This is a genomic window from Micromonospora sp. DT4, from assembly GCF_049841675.1.
Lineage (GTDB): Bacteria > Actinomycetota > Actinomycetes > Mycobacteriales > Micromonosporaceae > Micromonospora.
Genome location: NZ_JBNCKT010000001.1, coordinates 163,904 through 180,301, shown reverse-complemented (window position 1 = coordinate 180,301; position 16,398 = coordinate 163,904). Strand labels below are relative to the sequence as shown.

The window sequence follows — 16,398 nt, the reverse complement described above, 5'->3', positions numbered from 1 at the left end:
AGTTCGCACGGGAGGCATCGGTGACGACCGGCGAGGTCCTCTGGGCGCTGCGCGCCGAGTGCCCGATCCCACCCCGACTCTCGCCACACGCCGACCAGGTCCAGCAGTGGCTCGTCGACGTCCTGCCCGAGCTGGGTATGCCGCTGGACGACGCCGCGCTGCACCGGCTGGCCAGGGGAGGCTTCGCCCGGTACGCGGGGCGGCTCTACCCGGACGCCGGCGAGGCCGACCTGCGGGTGCTGACGACGCTCTTCACCTGGTTCTTCCTCGTCGACGACGCCTGCGACGGCCCGCACCGGCTGGACCCGGCGCAGATCCGGGCGCTGCGCGACGGGACGCTGGCACTGCTGCACGACGGTCCCCGGCTCCGGCACGGCGGCTTGACCGGGCCGCTGCGGCGGCTGCTGGTGTTGTCCTGGCGGGAGCCGCGCAGGCGGATGCCGGCGCGGTGGCGGCTGCGCTTCGCCGACGCGGTGGCCCGGCACCTCGACGGCACCTGGCGGGAGGCGGTCAACAAGGAGGCCACCGTCCGGCCCGGCGTCGACGAGTACGTCGAGTTGCGGCGGTCCACCTCGGCGGCCGAGGTGTCGTACCCGCTGGTGGAGTTCGTCAGCGGCCGACCCCTGCCCGATCCCGTCTACCACCATCCGCTGCTGCGGGAGATCGCCCGCACCGGCAACGACCTGCTCTCCTGGTACAACGACCTGGCATCGCTGGACCGGGACCTGGCCACCTCGGGCGGACACAACCTGGTCCTGGCGACGCAGACCGAGTGGGGCGTCTCGCCGGAGGAGGCGGTGCGGCGGGTGGCCGAGCGCTGGCGCGAGTCGATGCGGAGGTTCGTGGCGCTCCGCGCAGCCGTGCCGTCGTTCGGACCGGCGTTGGACGAGGCCGTCACCGACCATCTCGACGGAGTCGCGTACGCCGTGCGCGGCACCATCGACTGGACGCTGGAGAGCGCCCGTTACCCCACGAGCGCGGCCGGTTAGCTAGGGGCGCAGGTCGAGGCGGATCACCAGGTCGAGCAGGGCGAAGACGAACAGCGCGATGCCGACGAACCCGTTGGCGGTGAAGAACGCCCGGTTGACCTTGCTGAGGTCGGTCGGGCTGACCACCAGGTGCTGGTAGGCGAACGCGACCGCGGTCAGCGCCAGGCCGACCCACCACAGCCAGCCGAACCCGATCAGCGCCCCGAACCACACGAAGAGCCCGAAGGTCACCACGTGCGTCACGGTGGAGGCGTGCAGCGCGAAGCGGCGGCCGTACCGGGCGGGCACGCTGTGCACGCCGATCTCCCGGTCGATCTCCGAGTCCTGGCAGGCGTAGATGAGGTCGAAGCCGCCGATCCACAGGCCGACCGCCGCGCCGAGCACCCAGGCCGGCCCGGAGCCGTCCAGGGTGCCGGTGACCGCGAGCCAGGCGCCGACCGGACCGACCGCCTGGGCGATCGCGAGGATGGCGTGCGGCCAGTTGGTGAACCGCTTGCCGTACGGGTAGACGACCAGCGGCACCACGGCGAGCGGCGCGAGCACCAGGCAGAGCGGGTTGAGCAGCGCGGCGACGACGAGGAACACCACGAGCGCCACGGCCGCGCCGGTCCAGGCCGTCCGCACGCTCACCGCTCCGGTGACCAGTTCCCGTCCGGCGGTACGCGGGTTCCGCGCGTCGATCCGCCGATCGAGGATGCGGTTGGCGGCCATCGCGAACGTCCGCGCCCCGACCATCGCCACGGTGATCAGCAACAGGTCGAGCCAGCGAACCCGCCCCCCGCAGACCTGCATTGCACTGAGCGCCGAGAGGAACGCGAACGGCAGAGCGAAGACGGAGTGCTCGATGGTGACAAGCTTGAGGAAGGACTTGACCCGGCCCGGCTTCTCCACCGGTGCGTCGAGGACGGCCATCAGATCCCGTACTCCTTCCAGCGCTTGTCGACCAGCGCCGTGACCTCGGGGGCCATAGTCATCTCCTCCGGCCAGCCGCGGGTGTAGCCCTCGGCCGGGAGCTTGCGGGTCGCGTCGACACCTACCTTGCCGCCCCAGAACTGCTGGTACGACGAGTGGTCGAGGTGGTCCACCGGCCCCTCGGTGAGCAGCAGGTCCCGCGCGTAGTCGACGTTGCCGAAGGCGCGGAACGCGACCTCGTTGTAGTCGTGTACGTCGCAGTCCTCGTCGACGATCACGATCAGCTTGGTGAGCGACATGAGGTGCGCCCCCCAGATCGCGTTCATCACCTTCTGCGCGTGCTTCGGGTAGCGCTTGCGGATCGACACGATCGCGCAGTTGTGGAAGACACCGGCGGCCGGCAGGTCGTAGTCGACGATGTCCGGGATCAGCAGCTTGAGCAGCGGCTGGAAGATCCGCTCGGTGGCCTTGCCGAGGCCGTGGTCCTCCTGCGGCGGCTTCGAGGTGATGATCGAGTGGTAGACCGGGTTCCGCTGCATGGTCATCGCCTCGATGTGCAGCACCGGGAACGGCTCGACCGGCGTGTAGAAGCCGGTGTGGTCGCCAAACGGGCCCTCGGGCAGCCGCTCGCCGGGCTCCAGATAGCCCTCCAGCACGATCTGCGCGTGTGCCGGCACCTGCAACGGCACGGTGAGGCAGTCGACCATCTCCACCCGCTCGCCGCGCAGGAACCCCGCGAACAGGTACTCGTCGATGTCGCTGGGCAGCGGCGCGCTGGCCGCGTACGAGACGACGGGGTCGCAGCCGATCGCGACCGCGACCGGCAGGCGCTGCCCGAGCCGTTCGGCGACCGCGTGGTGGGCGGTCGAATCCTTGTGGATCTGCCAGTGCATGCCCAGGGTGTTGCGGCCGTGCTGCTGAAGCCGGTAGAGGCCCAGGTTGCGCTTGCCGGTCTCCGGGTGCTTGGTGTGGGTCAGCCCGTAGTTGTGGAAGATACCGCCGTCGTCGGGCCAGACCTGCAACCCCGGCAGCCGGCCCAGGTCGACGTCGTCGCCCCGGTAGACGACCTCCTGGCAGGGCGCGGTCTTGACCTTGCGCGGCGGCACCGCCTTGAGCTGCATGACCTTGCCCAGACCTTCGCGGATGCCGGACCAGCCGACCGGCAGCTCCGGCTTGATCAGCGCGCCGATCCGGGCGCCGACCTCGTCCAGGGATTCGACGCCGAGGGCCATCGCCATCCGCTTCTCGGTGCCGAACAGGTTGATCGCCACCGGCATCTCACCCCGGGTGGGGTGCTCGAACAGCAGCGCCGGACCACCGGCGCGCACCGTGCGGGTGACCACCTCGCTGATCTCCAGGGTCGGGTCGACCGGGACGTCGACCCGACGCAGCTCCCCCGCGCGCTCCAGGGCCGCGAGGAAGTCCTTGAGATCGGTGTACGGGAAGCCACGAGCCATGTTGCCCAGTCTCCCGCACCGGGTCCGGGGCGGACCATGCCGGGTGCTGTGACGCTCGCGATTGCCCGCTCGAACCAGATTCGGGTCTAGATCAACTCGGCTTCCAGGAGTGCGGGGTGTCCTGCGCCTGCGGATGGGCCGACTTCCTGGAAACCGGGTGGGTCGATGGCTGAGCCCACGCCTCGCGGGCATGGCGAGCGTTCAGACGTGTCACCTCGTTCGAGGCAGCAACTTCGGGGATATTGCTGCCTTGCGCGCGGCTGAAGCAGCAAAATCCCCCAAGTTGTGACGATCTTGGGCGTTAGGCGATGACTGGGACGGTCAGTTCAGCCCGCCGTACGAGTGCAGGCCGGTGAAGAAGATGTTCACGCCGAACAGGTTCATCAGCATGGTGAGGAAGCCGAGCACCGCGATCCAGGTGGCCACGTTGCGCTTCACGCTGGGGGTGGCCCGTGCGTGCAGGTAGCCGGCGTAGACCACCCAGGAGATGAACGCCCAGGTCTCCTTCGGGTCCCAGCCCCACGGCCGACCCCAGGCCGCCTCGGCCCAGATCGCGCCGGCGATCACCGCGAACGTGAAGATCGGGAAGGCGAACGCGTGCAGCGCGAAGGTCAGCCGCTCCAGGCCGACCGCGCCCGGCAGCCGCCTCGCCAGGGTGTACGGGAAGCTCCGCTTGCCCTGCTCGTACCCGTTGCGCATGAGGAAGCCGACGGCCGGCACCGCGCCGAGCAGGAAGATGCCGGACGCGAAGACGATCGTCGAGACGTGGATGACGAACCAGTACGAGTTCAGGGCCGGCACCAGCGGCACGATCGGCACGTAGAGGACCAGCTCGGCGGTGGCCACCAGCAGCACCATGACCAGGGTGAGGAACAGCCCGAGCAAGCGCTGCGACGGCCGCTTCCAGAGCACCACCAGCCAGGCCGCGACCCCGATGAACGTCACCGTGAGCACGAACTCGTACATGTTGCCCCACGGCATCCGGTCCGCCGCGAGACCGCGGGTGACCAGCGCCGCGAGGTGCAGCACGGCGGCGAGCGCGGTGGCGCCCACCGCGACCAGCCCGGCGAGACGCGCCCGGCGCGCCGAGCCGTCCACAGACGTCGGGACCGGCGCGGGTGGCTCGGCGGCCACACCGCCGACACCACCGACCCCCGCGCCCACCAGATCGCGGGCGGGCGACGCCACGGCGACCCGGGTACGCGCGTTGCCCAACGCGTACTCGACGGCGTGGCTGATCATCGCGATCAGGTACGTCAGGATCGCGAAGGTCACCAGATTGTCGGAGAGCGCGGACATCACTCGGTCCCTTCTCGCACACCGTCCCGGTCGCTGGAGTCAGCGCCGGCACCAGACCGTTCGCCACCGCCCACGGCGGCGACGAGCTGCGCGAACTCGTCGGCGAACCCTGGATAGTCGGCGCGCGGCAACCCACCGACCTCCACCAAGCTACTACCGTCCGTCGGAGATCCACTCGTGGGGTCGGCCGGCAGCATCCGGAACCAGACCCGGCGACGTCGCCCGAACAGCGAACCCATCAGCCCGACCAGCAGGACACCGCAGCTCACCAGCAGCGGCGTCGAGCCGGGATCGTGCCGGACCGAGAGCGTCACGTACCGCTCGGTGCCCAGGAACTCGACGGTCGTACCGTCGTCCAGCGTCCACTTCTCGCCCTTGCGGAGCAGCTTGCTGCCGATCTCCTTGACCTTGCCGTTGCGCACCTGTCGCTGGTCGAGCTGGTAGACCGAGCCGGGGATGCCGGCGTCCATGCCGAGGTTGCCCCGATAGGCGACCAGGTTCAGCGCCGGGTTGCGCTCGGTGGGGTACTCGGAGCGGACGAACGGGCCCTGCTTCGGGGCCGTGGGCAGGTAGATGCCGGTGAACGCCATCTGCTCGCCCGGTACCCGCTTGCCGGTGGCCGGGTCGACGTTCGCATCCGGGAAGGCCGCCAACCCTTCGCTGGTCAGGCCCATGTCGCCGGTGGTCAGGAAGGGCTCGTCACTGACCTGGCTGTTGCCGAACCGGTCGGTGTAGCGGATGACCGGGGCGTACCCGTGGCCGAGCAGGTAGACGCTCGCGTCGGCAAGGCGCAGCGGCGAGTTCACCGAGAAGTCTGCGCTGCGGCTCGGCTCGTCGGGTCCGTCGACGGTGACCCGGGCGTTGAAGAACTCCGGCTGGCCGGAGGGCAGGAACCGTGCCTGGAAGTCGTCCAGCCGCAGACAGAAGCGGGGCAGCTCGGCGCTGTCCACCCGGGGGCCGAGCTTCGCCTCGGCGTACTGCTGGCGGGTGTTGCAGAACGCGTTGTCCGCGCCGGCCACCAGCAGGCGGTTGCCGCTCCACCCGTACCACGAGCCGAGCGCGACGCCGATCAGCACCGCGATCAGCGAGGTGTGGAACAGCAGGTTGCCGGTCTCCTTGAGGTAGCCCTTCTCGGCGGAGACCTCGTCGCCGCGTACCTCGACCCGCCAGCGGCGCTTGCGCAGCACCGCCGCGACGGCGTCCACGCCACCGTCCGGCGCGGGCAGCACGGTGTGCTGCGGCAGCCGCTCCATCCGCTTGGGCGCGACGGGTGGCCGGGACCGCAGCGCCCGGACGTGGTCGCGCAGCCGGGGCGTGATACAACCGATCAGTGACGTGAACAGCAGCAGGTAGATGGCCGAGAACCAGACCGAGCCGAAGACCTCGAACGCGCCGATCCGGTCCAGCCGGGGGGCCCAGTCCGGGTGGTCGACGAAGTACTGGTTGACCTTCTCCGGGCTGATCCCCCGCTGCGGCAGCACCGAGCCGGGGATCGCGGCGATCGCCAGCAGGAAGAGCAGGATCAGGGCCGTACGCATGCTGGTGAGCTGCCGCCACGAGTTGCGCAGCAGGGCCAGCAGCCGGTTGGGCCGGCGGCGGGGCGCCGGGGCCTCGGCCTCCGGCCGCTCGTCGACGACCGTCATATGCTCACCTCGCCCACCCCGACGGTGGTCTGCAACCAGATCACGAAGCTCTGCCATCCGCCGGTGACCAGCGCAAGGCCGATCAGGATGAGCAGCGCGCCGCCGATCCGGGTGACCCAACGGCTGTTGCGCCGGATGGCGCGGAACACCCCGAGCAGGCGTTCGAAACCCAACCCGAAGACGACGAACGGTATCCCCAACCCGAGGCAGTACGCCACGGCGAGCACCACGGCCCGGTCGCTCTGCCCGCTGGTGGCCGCCATGCCCATCACCGCGCCGAGCGTCGGCCCGGTGCACGGCACCCAACTGAGCGCGAAGACCGCCCCGAAGACCGGCGCGCCGAGCAGGCCGGCCGCCGGCAGCCGGGAGATCCGGAACTCGCGTTGCAGCGCGGGGATCATCCCGAGGTAGCCCAGGCCGAGCACGATGATCAACGCGCCGACGACGATCTCCAACTGCCGCTCGTAGTCGAAGAAGACCCGACCGATGCTGGCGAAGAGGATCGCGCTGGCGACGAAGACGACGGTGAAACCGGCGATGAACAGCAGCGTGCCCGCGAGCACCCGGCCCTTCACCGCGCCGACCCGCGCGACCCGCTCCCTGACGGCGACACCGCCGGTGGCCGGTGCGGGCTCGGCCGCCGCTCGGCGGCCCTCGAGGTCCGCGCCGGCCAGCCCGGTGACGTACGACAGGTAGCCGGGGACGAGTGGGAGCACGCACGGGGAGAGGAAGCTGACCAGGCCGGCGAGCGCCGCCGCGCCGATGGCGAGCACCAGTGGCCCGCTCCGGGCCAACTCCTTGAAGGTCTCGCCCATCAGTTCGACGCCGGTTTCTCGGCCGCGATCCGCTCGACGATCGGTTGCAGGCCCTCCTGCGTGACCGCCGCCCGGATCACCGCGGCGATGCGGCCCTCCCGGTCGAGCACGACTGTCGCCGGGACGGTGTTCGGCGGGATGTCCAGAGCCAGCGCCAACTTGCTGGGCGGGTCGAACAGGCTCGGATAGGTGACCCGCCCCTGCTCGAACGCCTTGGCCTTGTCCCGCGAATCCTGCACACTGACGCCGAGGAAGCTCACCCCGGCGTTCTTCGTGGCCTGGTAAACCGCTTCCAGGTCGTCGGCCTCGGCCCGGCAGGGCGGGCACCAGGAACCCCAGAAGTTGACCACGACCACCTGGCCGCGGGCCTCGCTGACGTCGTAGGTGCCGCCGGTGAGCAGCTCACCGGCGAGCTTCGGCGGCGCGGAACGCTGGTCCGGCGCGCATTCGATGATGCCGTCAGAGGTGGTCGAGCAGGTCTTCTCCTGGCTCTTCGACGACGTGCAACCCACCAGCGCCACCGCGGCGACGGCGGCGAGCAGACCGGCGGTCCACCTCCGGGTGGTCATCAGGCCCCCTTGGCCGTCCGGGCTGTCGCGGAGAGGGCGACGAGGTGCGCGGCCGGCTCGCTGTAGCCGATACCCACCACCTTCGCGTCGTCGAAGTGGAACGACGTGAGGCTAGCCAGCCCACACTGGCGCTTGCGCGGGTCGTGCCAGAGCCGCTTGCGCTCGACGTGGCGGCGCAGCGTCCAGATCGGGAGCTGGTGCGACACGAGCACCGCCTCGCGCCCCTCGGCGGCGACCCGGGCGGCGTGCACGGCCGCGAACATCCGCTCGGCGATCACCCGGTACGCCTCACCCCAGGACGGCGTCACCGGGTCGCGCAGCACCCACCAGTTGCGCGGATCGCGGAACGACCCGTCACCCGGGGAGACCTTCTTGCCCTCGAACCAGTTGGCGCTCTCGATCAGCCGCTCGTCCACGCCGACCGGCAGCCCGAACTGGGCGGCGATCGGCTCGGCGGTCTGCTGGGCACGCTCCAACGGACTGGCCACCACGTGCACGATCTCCCGGTCGGCGAGGCCCTGCGCCGCGGCCTTGGCCATCTGCACGCCCAGCTCGGAGAGGCGGAAACCGGGCAGCCGCCCGTACAGGATCTGGTCGGGGTTGTGCACCTCGCCGTGCCGGAGCACGTGGACGACCGTCTTGCTCAAGGCTGCGCTCCCTTTGTTCGCGACTGCGGGGCTCGCAGGACCGGCTCACTCCTCGCGCTCACGCTAACCCCCGTGACCGGCCGCCGCCGCGTTCGCCGCCGACGGCAGAGCTGCGGCGATGTGCTCCAGCGCCGTGTCGTCGATCGCCGCCGACACGAACCACGACTCGAACGCGCTCGGCGGCAGGTAGACGCCGGCGGCGAGCATCGAGTGGAAGAACGCCTTGAACGCCGGCACCTGCTGGGTGCGCGCGGTGCCGTAGTCGACCACGTCGGTGTCGGTGAAGAAGATGGAGAACATGCTGCCCGCGTACGACAGGCGGTGCGGAACCCCGGCGGCGGCCAGCGCGTCGGACGCGAGCTTGCCCACGACGGCGGCCGTGTCGTCGAGCTTGCGGTAGAGCGCGTCGTCGGCGAGCCGCAGGGTCGCCAGGCCGGCGGCGCAGGCCAGCGGGTTACCGGAGAGCGTGCCGGCCTGGTAGACCGGGCCAGCCGGCGCGAGACGCGCCATGATGTCCGCGCGCCCGCCGAACGCCGCGGCGGGCAGGCCACCACCCATGACCTTGCCGTACGTCCACAGGTCCGCGTCGGAGGCGTCGAGGCCGTGCCACCCGGCGCGGGAGACCCGGAACCCGGTCATCACCTCGTCCACCACGAGCAGGGCGCCGTGCGCGTGCGCGATCCGGGCGAGCTGCTGGTTGAAGCCGTCGCGGGGCGCGACCACGCCCATGTTGCCGGCGGCAGCCTCGGTGATCACGGCGGCGATGTGCGGGCCCTCGGCGGCGAACGCCTCCTCGACAGCCCGGATGTCGTTGTACGGCAGGACGATCGTCTCGCTGGCCGCCGCGCCGGTGACACCGGGCGAGTCGGGCAGGCCGAGGGTCGCCACGCCGGACCCGGCGGAGGCGAGCAGCGCGTCGACGTGCCCGTGGTAGCAACCCGCGAACTTGACGATCTTGGAGCGGCCGGTGAAGCCCCGGGCCAGCCGGATCGCCGACATGGTCGCTTCGGTGCCGGAGTTGACCAGACGGACCTGCTCGACGGGTGTCCGGTCGACGATCTCGGCGGCCAACTCCACCTCGCCCGGAGTGGGCGTGCCGAAGCTGGTGCCCCGGGCGGCCGCCGCCTGCACGGCGTCCACCACCTCGGGGTGGGCGTGCCCGAGGATCAGCGGACCCCACGAGCACACCAGGTCGACGTAGCGGCGACCGTCGGCGTCGTACAGCCACGGGCCCTCACCACGGACCATGAAACGCGGGGTGCCGCCGACCGCCTGGAAGGCGCGCACGGGGGAGTTGACCCCGCCCGGCACGATGGCGCGGGCGCGGTCGAACAGTGCCTCGGAAGCCGGCGCGTCGGCCGGGTAGCGGCCAGATCCGGCGGAAACGATGTCGGTCACGATGCCGCCATTGTGTCAGCGCCGGATGGTCAACCAGCAGCCACCCCGGGCTGGCGTTACCGGGCTCACCCAGCTCTGGTGCCCGATCGGGCCGGCTGTCAGGGCGGCTCGTCGCCTCAATAGGCCGGTTCGGCTGGATCGCGCTAGGCTGACCGGGTGGATCGTGCCGAACTGTCCATCACGCTAGACCGGACGGGCGACGAAGCAGTGTTGCGCCTGGCCGGTGAGGTCGACATGCTCACGGCCGCCCAGCTCAGCACCGTGGTCAACGAGGTGCTGGCCGATCCGCCGCCGCGGATCGTGCTCGACCTCGGCGGCGTCACCTTCTGCGACTCGCAGGGCCTGGGCACCCTCGTCGTACTCAGCCGCAAGGCCAGCCACGCGCAGAGCCTGCTGATGCTGACCCACGTGGGTGATTTCCTCATCCGAGTCCTGGACATCACCGGCCTGCGCAGCGCGCTGATGATCCGCAACGACCAGCCCACCGGCTGACTCACCCCGGCCAAGGCCCCGGCAGTCCCGGGGGTTGATCATGAAGTTATTGCCAATTCCGTCCTATTAGTCGGCGATAACTTCATGATCAACGCAGCTCCGGCGGGGCCGCGGCGTTACTGGGTGGGGACGTCTCGGGAGTGGAAGGCGCGCAGGGCCAGGGTCAACAGGGCTGCGGTGATCACCGTCAGGGCTGCCAGGGGGGCGGCTGTCCAGTTGTTGCCCAGCACCTGTGGGGTGTGCGTGAACGGGGAGATGTCCAGCGCCCACTGGCTCAGCTTCAGCACCGCGCCGATCTGACCGAGCAGCAGGCAGCCGGCGAGCACCGCCCAGGCCGCCGAGGAGAACCGGGGCAGCCAGCCCACCAGCAGCGCGGCGAGCCCGGCGAGCACCCACGCCGCCGGCACCTGGGCCAGCCCCGCGCCGAGCAGTCGAGGCACCGCACCACCGACGTCGCCCACGCTGAGGCCGTACGCCAACCCCGTCGTCAGGCCGGCCACGGCCAGCACCGCCACCGGGCCGAGCAGCGCGAAGAGCAGGTGCGCCGCCAGCCAGCGGGACCTGCTCACCGCCGTGGCGAGCAGCGGTTCGGTCCGACCGGCGGTCTCCTCCGCCCGCGCCCGCAGCGCGGCCTGGATGCCGTACCCGGCGGCGGCCAGCGCGGTCAGGCTCAACGTGCTGCCGAGGTACGCCTCGGCCAAGGTCGACGAGCCACCCAGCCGGGCCATGATCTCGGCGACCTGCTCGTTGCCCTGCACCGCGTCGCCGGCCGCGTCCGCCGCACCACCCAACACCAGACCGAGCAGCCCGAAGCCAACGGTCCAGCCGAGCAACTGGCCGCGGTGCAGCCGCCAGGCCAGGCCGAACGGACCGGTCAGCCCGCCGCCCGCGGTGGCCGGGCCGAGCCGCGGCGGCAGCACCCCCGCGCCGAGGTCCCGGCGCACCGAGACGGGGTACGCGACGAGCGCCACCGCCACGCTGAACAGCACCGGCAGCAGTAGCACCCACCAGCGCTCACCGGCAAAGGCACGTCCCCGGGGCGGCCAGCCGAGCGGAGAGATCCAGCTCAACCATTCGGCGCTCCCACCGGTGCCGCCGGAACCTCCGGCATCGCCCCCGAGCCGCAGCGCGAACGCCAATCCGAGCACCCCCAGGCCGACGCCGCGCGCCCCACCCGCGCTCTCGGTGAGCTGCGCGGCCAGACCGCCGACCGTGGCGAACGCGACGGCGGTCAGGGCCACGCCGGCGCCGAAGAGCAGCGATCCGTCCCCGGGCAGGCCCGCGGCCACCAGACCGCCTGCGATGAGCAGGCCGAGCAGCACATTCGCGGCGTACGTCACCAGCAGCGCCGCGGTCAGCCCGGCGTACCGGCCGAGGACCGTCGCGCCGAGCAGCTCCCGCCGGCCGGCCTCCTCCTCGGTGCGGGTGTGCCGCACCACAGTCAGCAGGCTGGCCAGCGCGGCGATCAACACCAGCAGGCCGGCCCGCTGGACGGTGAGCGCGCCGACGCTGTCGCCGAACACCGGGCCGAGCAGCGCGACGATCGACGGGTTGCTCGCCGTGCTGGCCAGGTAGTCGGCCCGCTCGGCGGCGGTCGGGTACAACCCGGCGTACGTGCCGGCGTAGCTCGCCGGCAGCACTGCCAACAGGACGACCCAGATCGGCAGCACGACCCGGTCGCGCCGCAGGATCAGCGGGACGAGTTGCCTGGTGCCAGTGAACGCGCTCACGACCGCACCTGCTCGGCCTGGTAGTGCCGCAGGAACAGCTCCTCCAACGTCGGTGGCTGGCTGACCAGGCTGCGTACGCCGATCTCGGTGAGCCGGCGCAGCGCGACGTCCAGCGCGACGTCCTCCACGTCGAAGCGCACCCGCTGCCCGTCCACCCGCAGGTCGTGTACGCCGGTGAGCTGACCCAGCCCGTCCACCGGGCCGGTCAGCTCGGCCTCGATGGAGGTCCGGCGCAGATGCCGCAACTCGCTCAGGGTGCCGGTCTCCACGTCCCGTCCGTTGCGGATGATCGTCACCCGGTCACAGAGCGCCTCCACCTCGGCCAGGATGTGGCTGGAGAGCAGCACGGTGCGACCGTCGGCCTTGGCCCGGCGCACCCAGTGCTGGAAGACCTCCTCCATGAGGGGGTCCAGGCCGGATGTCGGCTCGTCCAGGATGAGCAGTTCGACGTCCGACGCGAGGGCGGCCACCAGGCCGACCTTCTGCCGGTTGCCCTTGGAGTACGTCCGGCCCTTCTTGCGGGGATCCAGCTCGAAGGAGTCGAGCAGTTCGGCCCGGCGCGCCGGGTCGAGGCCGCCACGCATCCGACCGAGCAGGTCGATGACCTCTCCGCCGGAGAGGTTGGGCCAGAGCGTCACGTCGCCCGGCACGTACGCCAGCCGGCGGTGCAGGGCCACCGCGTCGCGCCACGGGTCACCGCCGAGCAGGCGGGCGTCCCCCGCGTCCGTCCGAAGCAGGCCGAGCAGCGCCCGGATCGTCGTCGACTTGCCGGCGCCGTTCGGGCCGAGGAAGCCGTGCACCTCGCCGGCGCGGACGGTCAGGTCCAGACCGTCCAGCGCCCGGATCCGGCCGAAGGTCTTGACCAGGCCGGACACCTCAATCGGAGTTTCCATATATCGGAAGCTACACTCGTTTCACAAAGTTGTGAAGACAGTGAGAGTCGGGGCACCATCGGTGCCCACGAGACGCGCAGGAGGGACCAGAGATGGCAGCCGCCGATGGCCACGACCCGGTGCACCTCTTCGTCGAGCGGATGGCCCTCACGTTCGCCGAGGTCGGCTTCCCGCGGATGGCCGCCCGGGTGCTGTTCACCGTCATGAGCGCGGACGACCCGCTGACGGCCGCCGAGATCGGCGAACGACTCGGAGTCAGCGCGGCGGCGGTCAGCGGAGCGGTCCGCTATCTCACCCAGTTCGGCATGCTGATCCGCGAACCGGTCCCCCGCTCCCGCCGCGATCGTTACCGGATGCCGGAGAACCCCTGGTACGAGGGGACCATCACGAAGACCGCGATCTACAAGACGTTCATCGACGTGGCCGAGGGCGGCCTGGTCGCCCTCAACGGACCGCAGACGCCCGCCGGCGAACGGGTGGCCGAGATGCGCGACTTCTTCATCTTCGTGCAGGAGGAGATCGACTCACTCGGTGAGCGCTGGCGCGTCCGCCGGGCCCAGACCGGCCACCTGCGCCCCGGTGAGAGCGCAGCGCCCCCGTCAGGCTGAGCTGCCCCAGCGGGCCTGCTCCAGCAGCTCCACCGCACGGTCCCGCGTCTCCCGGTCGTCGGCGCGGAGCAGGGTGGTGGCCTCGTCCACCGCGTCGGTGAGTCGCCGCCACTGGGCGTCGCGCTCCCGCACCAGGTCCGACTGGGCGGCGAGCTGCCGGGTCTTGACCCACAGCTCGACGAAGACCGACACCTTGGCCCGCAGCACCCACGGGTCGAACGGCTTGGTCAGGTAGTCCACCGCACCCACCTGGTAGCCCCGAAGGGCGAGCTGTGCGTCCCGGTCGGCGGCGGTGAGGAAGATGATCGGCACGTGCCGGGTGCGCTCCCGGCGCTTGATGTGGCTGGCCGTCTCGAAGCCGTCCATGTCCGGCATCTGCGCGTCCAACAGGATCACCGCGAAGTCGTCCACCAGCAACTGCTTGAGTGCCGCCTCGCCGCTCTCCACGGCCACCGACTGGACCGGCAGGCCCTGGAGGATCGCCTCCAGGGCCATCAGGTTCTCCCGGCGGTCGTCCACGAGCAGCGCCTTGGCCATCTGGGTCACGAAGTCTCCTCGGTGCGGCTGCCACTGATCCAGGACGACATCAGCTCGATCAGGTCGTCCAGGTCGACCGGCTTGGTGATGTAGTCGCTTCCACCGGCGGCGAGCGCCGACTCGCGGTCACCCGGCATCGCCTTCGCGGTCAGGAAGACGACGGGAAGGTCGGCGAACCGGTGGTTACGCCGGATCTGCCGGGTCGTCTCGTATCCGTCCTGGTCCGGCATCATGGCGTCCATCAGCACGATGTCCACCTCCGGATGCTCGGCCAGCAGGCGGACGCCGTCCGCCCCGTTGTCCGAGTACAGCACGGTCATACCGTGCAGCTCCAACGCGCTGGTCAGAGCGAAGACGTTACGTACGTCGTCGTCCACGATCAGCACGGTGGCGCCGTCCAACTGGCGGGTGGCCGGCGCCTCCGGCCGCTCCGGCAACAGCTCCAGCGGCGGCATGAGCAGCGACGACGGCAGACCGGCGCGCTGCGGCGACGGGGGCTGCGGCGTGACCACCGCGTCCGGGGCGAGGACCTGCGGCACGAACAACGTGAACGTCGAGCCCTGCCCGGGCGCCGACGAGACCGTGATGGTGCCGCCGATCAGTCGCGCCAGGTCGCGGCTGATCGACAGGCCCAGGCCGGTACCGCCGTAGCGGCGGCTGGTCGTGCCGTCCGCCTGCTGGAACGCCTCGAAGATGATCGACAACTTGTCGTCGGAGATGCCGATCCCGGTGTCGATGACCGTGAACGCGATCACCTGCTGGGCGTTCGTCAGGGCCGGCACGTCGAACACCGCGTTCTCCGCCGCCGGGGCGATCCGCAACGTCACCGCGCCGTTGTCGGTGAACTTCACCGCGTTGGACAGCAGGTTGCGCAGGATCTGCTGCAACCGCTGCGCGTCGGTCACCAGCGCCGGCGGCAGATCCTTGCTCACGCGCACCTGGAAGTCGAGGTTCTTCTCCTCGGCCTGCGGCGCGAACGCCTGCTCGACGAAGCCGCGCAGCTCGGTGAAGCGGATCTCGGTGGGCTCGACGTCCATCCGGCCCGCCTCGATCTTGGAGAGGTCGAGGATGTCGTCGATCAGGCGCAGCAGATCCGAGCCCGAGCCGTGGATGGTCCGGGCGAACTCGATCTGCTTCGGGCTGAGGTTCTGCTCCGAGTTCTCCGCGAGCAGGCGCGCCAGCAGGAGCAAGGAGTTCAGCGGCGTACGCAGCTCGTGGCTCATGTTGGCCAGGAACTCCGACTTGTACGCCGACGCCCGGGTGAGCTGCTGCGCCTTCTCCTCCAGGCCAAGGCGGGCCAGCTCGATCTCCCGGTTCTTGGTCTCGATGTTGCCCTTCTGCTCGGAGAGCAGGGTGGCCTTCTCCTCCAACTCGGCGTTGGTGCGCTGCAACTCCGCCGACTGCTCCTGCATCTCGTGCGCCAGCCGCTGCGACTGGGCGAGCAGCTCCTCCGTACGCCGGTTGGCCTGGATGGTGTTGACGGCGATACCGATGGTGAGCACCAGCCGCTCCAGGAACGACAGGTGCAGCTCGGAGAAGGCGGACACGCTGGCGAACTCGATCACCCCGAGCAACTCCCCCTCGAAGAGCACGGGGAGCACCACCAGGTCGGTCGGGGGTGTCTCGGCCAGTCCGGAGCGCAGCGTGAGGCGGCTGTTCGGCGGGGCGCTGACCCGGATCGTCCGGCGCGAGAGGGCGGTCTGCCCGACCAGCCCCTCGCCCGGCCCGAAGGTCACGTCGTGCCCCCGCGCCACATAGCCGTACGACGAGGTCAACCGCAGCCGCATGCTGCCGTCGGTGTCGTCGGCGAGGAAGAACGCGCCGAGCTGGGCGTCGACCAGCGGAGTCACCTCCGTCATGATCATGCGGCAGACCTCGCCCAGGTCACGCTGGCCCTGCAACAGGCCACCGATGCGGGCCAGGTTGGAGTCCAGCCAGCCCTGCTCGGCGTTCTTCTTGGTCGTCTCCCGGAGGGTGACGATCATCTGGTTGATGTTGTCCTTCAGCTCCGCGACCTCGCCCTGCGCCTTGACCGCGATCCGCTGGGTCAGGTCGCCCCGGGTCACCGACGTGGACACCTGGGCGATGGCCCGTAGCTGGGTGGTCAACGTCGAGGCGAGCTGGTTGACGTTCTCGGTCAGGTCGCGCCAGGTGCCCGAGACGCCCTTGACCTGTGCCTGACCGCCGAGTTTGCCCTCGATGCCGACCTCGCGGGCCACCCGGGTCACCTCGTCGGCGAACGACGAGAGCTGGTCGACCATCGTGTTGACAGTCGACTTCAGCTCCAGGATCTCGCCCTGGGCGTCCACGGTGATCTTCTGGCTCAGGTCGCCCTTCGCCACCGCCGTCGTCACCGAGGCGATGTTGCGGACCTGACTGGTCAGGTTGGACGCCATCGAGTTCACGTTG

General features: G+C 70.7%; 15 protein-coding genes. 3 read left to right on the top strand and 12 right to left on the bottom strand.

The genetic code is table 11. The features are described 5' to 3' along the window. Nucleotides 1-20: 20 nt before the first annotated feature. Nucleotides 21-989 carry a terpene synthase family protein gene (locus ACLQ24_RS00795; protein ID WP_425888458.1) on the top strand — a complete coding sequence of 323 codons (969 nt, stop codon included), beginning with the start codon at nucleotides 21-23 and terminating at the stop codon, nucleotides 987-989. On the opposite strand, the gene mqnP is transcribed toward ACLQ24_RS00795, so the two are convergent. The 8 genes from mqnP to hemL form a co-directional block, all read right to left on the bottom strand. Next, entirely contained in the window at nucleotides 990-1,901 is a 912-nt protein-coding gene (gene mqnP, locus ACLQ24_RS00790) for a menaquinone biosynthesis prenyltransferase MqnP (RefSeq protein ID WP_425888457.1), read from the bottom strand. It abuts the gene before it with no gap. Continuing rightward, nucleotides 1,901-3,358 carry a menaquinone biosynthesis decarboxylase gene (locus tag ACLQ24_RS00785; RefSeq protein WP_425888456.1) on the bottom strand — a complete coding sequence of 486 codons (1,458 nt, stop codon included), beginning with the start codon at nucleotides 3,356-3,358 and terminating at the stop codon, nucleotides 1,901-1,903. Before ACLQ24_RS00785 ends, mqnP begins: the two co-directional genes overlap by 1 nt. Nucleotides 3,359-3,679: 321 nt before the next feature. Then, nucleotides 3,680-4,657, bottom strand: a complete 978-nt coding sequence (gene ccsB, locus ACLQ24_RS00780) for a c-type cytochrome biogenesis protein CcsB (RefSeq protein WP_425888455.1) — start codon at nucleotides 4,655-4,657, stop codon at nucleotides 3,680-3,682. Then, nucleotides 4,657-6,300 (bottom strand): cytochrome c biogenesis protein ResB, encoded by a 1,644-nt coding sequence (gene resB / locus ACLQ24_RS00775; RefSeq protein WP_425888454.1) that lies wholly within the window; start codon nucleotides 6,298-6,300, stop codon nucleotides 4,657-4,659. Before resB ends, ccsB begins: the two co-directional genes overlap by 1 nt. Beyond that, on the bottom strand, nucleotides 6,297-7,115 hold the full coding sequence (locus ACLQ24_RS00770) for a cytochrome c biogenesis CcdA family protein (protein ID WP_425888453.1): 819 nt from the start codon (nucleotides 7,113-7,115) through the stop codon (nucleotides 6,297-6,299). The genes resB and ACLQ24_RS00770 overlap by 4 nt, the downstream gene beginning before the upstream one ends. Then, on the bottom strand, nucleotides 7,115-7,684 hold the full coding sequence (locus ACLQ24_RS00765; RefSeq protein WP_425888452.1) for a TlpA family protein disulfide reductase: 570 nt from the start codon (nucleotides 7,682-7,684) through the stop codon (nucleotides 7,115-7,117). Before ACLQ24_RS00765 ends, ACLQ24_RS00770 begins: the two co-directional genes overlap by 1 nt. Further along, a complete protein-coding gene (locus ACLQ24_RS00760; protein WP_425888451.1) occupies nucleotides 7,684-8,331 on the bottom strand; it encodes a histidine phosphatase family protein in 648 nt (215 codons plus the stop codon). Before ACLQ24_RS00760 ends, ACLQ24_RS00765 begins: the two co-directional genes overlap by 1 nt. A 63-nt stretch (nucleotides 8,332-8,394) precedes the next feature. After that, nucleotides 8,395-9,729, bottom strand: coding sequence for a glutamate-1-semialdehyde 2,1-aminomutase (gene hemL / locus ACLQ24_RS00755; protein WP_425888450.1), 1,335 nt, complete (start codon nucleotides 9,727-9,729; stop codon nucleotides 8,395-8,397). A 156-nt stretch (nucleotides 9,730-9,885) separates the two neighbouring features. Between hemL and ACLQ24_RS00750 the strand changes: the two genes are divergently transcribed. Then, nucleotides 9,886-10,221: an STAS domain-containing protein gene (locus ACLQ24_RS00750; protein ID WP_425888449.1), complete on the top strand. Its 336-nt coding sequence runs from the start codon at nucleotides 9,886-9,888 to the stop codon at nucleotides 10,219-10,221. 116 nt (nucleotides 10,222-10,337) lie between these two features. On the opposite strand, the gene ACLQ24_RS00745 is transcribed toward ACLQ24_RS00750, so the two are convergent. Both ACLQ24_RS00745 and ACLQ24_RS00740 read right to left on the bottom strand, forming a co-directional pair. Beyond that, entirely contained in the window at nucleotides 10,338-11,951 is a 1,614-nt protein-coding gene (locus tag ACLQ24_RS00745) for an ABC transporter permease (protein WP_425888448.1), read from the bottom strand. Beyond that, nucleotides 11,948-12,844: an ATP-binding cassette domain-containing protein gene (locus tag ACLQ24_RS00740; protein ID WP_425888447.1), complete on the bottom strand. Its 897-nt coding sequence runs from the start codon at nucleotides 12,842-12,844 to the stop codon at nucleotides 11,948-11,950. Before ACLQ24_RS00740 ends, ACLQ24_RS00745 begins: the two co-directional genes overlap by 4 nt. 92 nt (nucleotides 12,845-12,936) lie before the next feature. On the opposite strand from ACLQ24_RS00740, the gene ACLQ24_RS00735 reads away from it, so the two are divergent. After that, entirely contained in the window at nucleotides 12,937-13,452 is a 516-nt protein-coding gene (locus ACLQ24_RS00735) for a GbsR/MarR family transcriptional regulator (RefSeq protein ID WP_425888446.1), read from the top strand. Here ACLQ24_RS00735 and ACLQ24_RS00730 read toward each other — a convergent pair. After that, a complete protein-coding gene (locus ACLQ24_RS00730; protein ID WP_425888445.1) occupies nucleotides 13,444-13,998 on the bottom strand; it encodes a response regulator in 555 nt (184 codons plus the stop codon). The genes ACLQ24_RS00735 and ACLQ24_RS00730 overlap by 9 nt on opposite strands. Beyond that, nucleotides 13,995-16,398: ATP-binding protein (locus ACLQ24_RS00725; RefSeq protein WP_425888444.1), on the bottom strand; the 2,404-nt coding region annotated here is incomplete at its 5' end. The genes ACLQ24_RS00725 and ACLQ24_RS00730, both read right to left, overlap by 4 nt.